This is a genomic window from uncultured Mycobacterium sp. (assembly GCF_964249325.1).
Lineage (GTDB): Bacteria > Actinomycetota > Actinomycetes > Mycobacteriales > Mycobacteriaceae > Mycobacterium.
This window is the reverse complement of record NZ_CAXUCH010000168.1, coordinates 1-3813: the sequence shown is the minus strand read 5'-3', so window position 1 is coordinate 3813 and position 3813 is coordinate 1. Positions and strand designations below refer to the sequence as shown.

4 protein-coding genes are annotated in these 3813 nt (G+C 65.6%); all 4 read right to left on the bottom strand.

The window, feature by feature from the left end; all coding sequences use genetic code 11:
- Positions 1-216 precede the first annotated feature (216 nt).
- Genes rfbA through ACFE99_RS18125 form a run of 4 tightly spaced genes read right to left on the bottom strand, consistent with a single transcriptional unit; the run spans position 217 to position 3582 of the window.
- On the bottom strand, positions 217-1083 hold the full coding sequence (rfbA, locus tag ACFE99_RS18140; RefSeq protein ID WP_375487683.1) for a glucose-1-phosphate thymidylyltransferase RfbA: 867 nt from the start codon (positions 1081-1083) through the stop codon (positions 217-219).
- 10 nt (positions 1084-1093) lie between these two features.
- A complete protein-coding gene (locus tag ACFE99_RS18135) occupies positions 1094-1468 on the bottom strand; it encodes a nuclear transport factor 2 family protein (RefSeq protein ID WP_375487681.1) in 375 nt (124 codons plus the stop codon).
- Positions 1469-1496: 28 nt separating this feature from the next.
- Positions 1497-2252: a maleylpyruvate isomerase family mycothiol-dependent enzyme gene (locus ACFE99_RS18130; RefSeq protein WP_375487679.1), complete on the bottom strand. Its 756-nt coding sequence runs from the start codon at positions 2250-2252 to the stop codon at positions 1497-1499.
- A 4-nt stretch (positions 2253-2256) separates the two neighbouring features.
- Complete coding sequence (locus ACFE99_RS18125) at positions 2257-3582, bottom strand: UDP-glucose dehydrogenase family protein (RefSeq protein ID WP_375487677.1); 1326 nt, start codon at positions 3580-3582, stop codon at positions 2257-2259.
- Positions 3583-3813 lie beyond the last annotated feature (231 nt).

Below are 3813 nucleotides of genomic sequence, written 5' to 3'. Positions count from 1 at the left end.
AGTCCCGACCCAGCGGCATGCTGATGCTTCCAGGAAAAGACCAGTACTCCGGCGACGGCGATAAGGGCGACTACGGCCACGACGAGCACAGCCGAACCACGAATCGGCGGCGGGTCGGGTGGCGTTGTCATCGTGTTCCGCCCAGGGTATTGCGCGCCGACGGTTGTGGGTGGCGCAATTTAGCGACAACACCCCGACGACATCGGTCCGGCGGAATCAGCGTCGTTCCAGCAGCTCCAGCAGGTAGCGGCCATAGCCGGACTTGAGCAGAGTGTGGGCGCGCCGGGCCAGCTGCTCGTCGTCGATGAAACCCATCCGCCACGCCACTTCCTCGGGGATGCTGATCTTGAGGCCCTGCCGACGTTCGATGGTGCGCACATAGTCGCTGGCGTCGAGCAAAGAGTCGAACGTCCCGGTATCCAGCCAGGCGGTGCCGCGGGCGAGCACCTCGACTGCCAACCGGCCATGGTTGAGGTAAGTCTGGTTGACTTCAGTGATCTCGTATTCGCCGCGCGCCGATTTCTTTAGGCCTCGGGCAATCTCGATCACGTCGTTGTCGTAGAAATATAGGCCCGGCACCGCATAGTTCGACTTCGGTGTGGCCGGTTTCTCCTCGATTGACAGCGCGATGCCGTCATCGCCGAATTCGACGACGCCGTACGCCGACGGGTTGGCCACCCAGTAGGCGAAAATTGCTCCGCCATCGATAGTTTCGAAGCGGCCCAGGCTGGTGCCCAAACCGGGACCGTAAAAGATGTTGTCGCCCAACGCCAATGCCACCGTATCGGTGCCGACGTGGTGGGCGCCGATGACGAAAGCTTGCGCCAGGCCCTCGGGCTGATCCTGAAACGCGTAGCTGATATTGATACCGAACATGGCGCCGTCGCCGAGCACGCGGTGGAAGGCGGGCGCATCGTGAGGAGCGGTGATCACCAGTATGTCGCGGATACCGGCCATCATCAGAGTGGACAGCGGATAGTAGACCAGCGGCTTGTCGTACACAGGCAGCAATTGCTTGCTCACACCCATGGTGATCGGATACAGCCGCGTGCCTGAGCCGCCGGCCAGGATGATTCCGCGCATCAATGACTCCTCAGTCGACGAGGTCGGCCTCGGTGAGGTCGGTGGCCGCCAACGCCGACGCCAGGTTGTCATGGCGGAACACCGAAGTGACATGGTCGTGGACCACCCGAAACGCCGACGCGGCTGTCCTGGTGGCGTCGGGATTGTCCGGGCTGCTGATCGTTTCTTCGACGACGACGACACCGTCATGGACGTACATGCGGCCCGGTTCGGCGGTGGTGTTGGTTTCAGCCGCCCACTTGCACAGCGCGTCGTGACCTTGCACGGCACCGTGGGCGCCGCCGACTTCGATGTCCTCGCTGGACAAAGCCACCAAGGTGTCGAAGTCGGCGGCGTTGAGCGCGTCATGCCACGCCAGAACGGTGGCGATTTCCGATGTGGTCATGGTGTGCAAAGTACCGTGTGCCGGACAGTTAAAAAGGCGTGTGGTCCAACCAGTTCTGCAGCACGGCACGCTCACCGAACACGGCGATATCGGTGTCGTCTGTCCGGACCCGCCGCGTCATGACCAGCAGCAGGTCGGCGGCACCGCCGCGCAGCGCGACCGTGCCCTCGCCGTGCTCGTGCGCCCAGGTGATCCTGCCGTCGCCAGCATGGATGGTCCATTCGCCAGAGGCGCCCAGGCCGGGGTCGGTGGCGTGCAGATGCACGGTGTTGCCCGGCTCGAGCGGCAGCGGTTCGCCGTCGCGGCCGGCCTGGCTGGCGACCCGTTCCAGCCATTCGCTGATCGCGTCGGCGGCCAACGCCGGTTCCAGCGTGTACTCGGCGCCCAGCGCGAGCGCGGCGTCGGCGCGGTGCACGGTCGCCTCATGCAGTCGGCGGCGGATCCACCAGTAGGCCGGACGGTCCCCAATGAAAGTCCAGACTGGTGCGTCGAGTCCGGCCTGTTCGACGGCGTCGATGAGCCGCTGCGCGCCGTCGTGCAACCAAGCGATCGCCTCGTCGGGATCCACCGGCGGCTTGCCGCCTTCGACGGTGCGGGGGTCGAGAAAGTGGTCGACGCGGTCGGTGATGATCTGCGCCGCCCACCGGTCGCCGCGGCCGACGTGGCGAAGCAGCTCCTTGAAGGTCCAACCGGGGCAGGTCGGCACAGGGGTGGATTGCTCGCCGCTGCGGATGACGTCTCCGAAGGCGCGGTTTTGCTCGAGGAATGCTGCCGCGTAGTCCACGCGGTTAGGCTACGCGGCGGCCCAAGCAGTGCACCCGCCAGCCAGCTTGTAGCCACCGGCGTACATCCAGGCAGTTGCGGCCATCGACAACGACCTTGGCCCGCACCCAGCCGGCGAGGTCGTCGGGGTTGAGGTCGACGAACTCCTGCCATTCGGTGAGCACCAGCACCGCGTCGGCGCGTTCGCAGGCTTCAGCCACCGACACCGCGTAGTTCAGCGTCGGAAAAACCCGCTGGGCGTTTTCGAGGGCTTTGGGGTCGTAGACGTTGACCGCGGCACCGTTGAGCTGGAGCTGGCCGGCGACGTTGAGCGCCGGCGAGTCACGCACGTCGTCCGATTCGGGTTTGAATGCGGCGCCCAGCACGGCGATATTCGCGCCCAGCAGCGAGCCACCGCAGGCGACAGTCGCCAATTCGACCATCCGGGTGCGTCGGCGCATGTTGATGTTGTCGACCTCGCGCAGGAAAGTCAGCGCCTGGTCGGCCCCCAGTTCGCCGGCGCGTGCCATGAACGCGCGAATGTCCTTAGGCAGGCAGCCGCCGCCGAAACCCAGGCCCGCGTTCAGGCATCGGCGGCCGATCCGCGGGTCGTGTCCGAGCGCGTCGGCCAACAAGCTGACGTCAGCACCGACGGCCTCGCACACCTCAGAGATCGCGTTGATAAACGAAATCTTCGTCGCGAGAAAAGCATTCGCGGAAACCTTGACCAACTCCGCTGTCTGCAAGTCCGTCACCAGAAACGGCACGCCTGCCTGCAGCAGCGGTCGGTACAGCTCACGAACCGCCTGCTCGGCGCGGCACGAATCCGGTTGCACGCCAAGAACAATGCGGTCCGGGCGTAGCGTGTCCTGCACCGCGAAGCCCTCCCGCAAAAACTCCGGGTTCCAGGCCACTTCGACGTCGACGCCCGCTGGCGCCAGCTTCCGCGCGCGTTCGCCGAGCTCAGCGGCGGTGCCGACCGGTACGGTTGACTTTCCGACGATGACCGCTGGCCGGGTCAACCGCGGCACCAGTGCATCGATAACGGCATGTACCTGGCGCAGGTCGGCGCTGTACTCGCCTTTCTTTTGCGGAGTGCCGACACCGAGGAAGTGCGCGTCGGCGAAGTCGGCGGCCATATCGTAGTCGGTGGTGAACCGCAGGCGGCCGGCAGCAATGTTGTCCGACAACGTCTTTCGCAGCCCTGGCTCGTAGAAGGGGATGTCACCGCCGGCCAGTTTGGCCACCTTGCCGGGATCGATGTCGACGCCGACGACGTCGTGCCCAAGCTCTGCCATCCCGGCAGCATGGGTAGCCCCCAGATAGCCCGTGCCGAAGACGGTGCACCTCATACCGCCCTATGTAGGCGGCCCTCATTAGCTAACTGCGTCGCGGTGTTGAGCGGGAAGCGAACTACAGATGACGGTTTAACTGCGTGTGGGGTTAGAAACCGAAACCTCCGAGGCCTGGGACCCCGAAACCCACGTGAGGGCCGCCACCTCCGCCGGGACCGCCTCCGCCACCCGGAAATCGCCGCCGCCGGGGACGCCGCCACCGCCGGGCCCGCCACCATGACCCCGGCC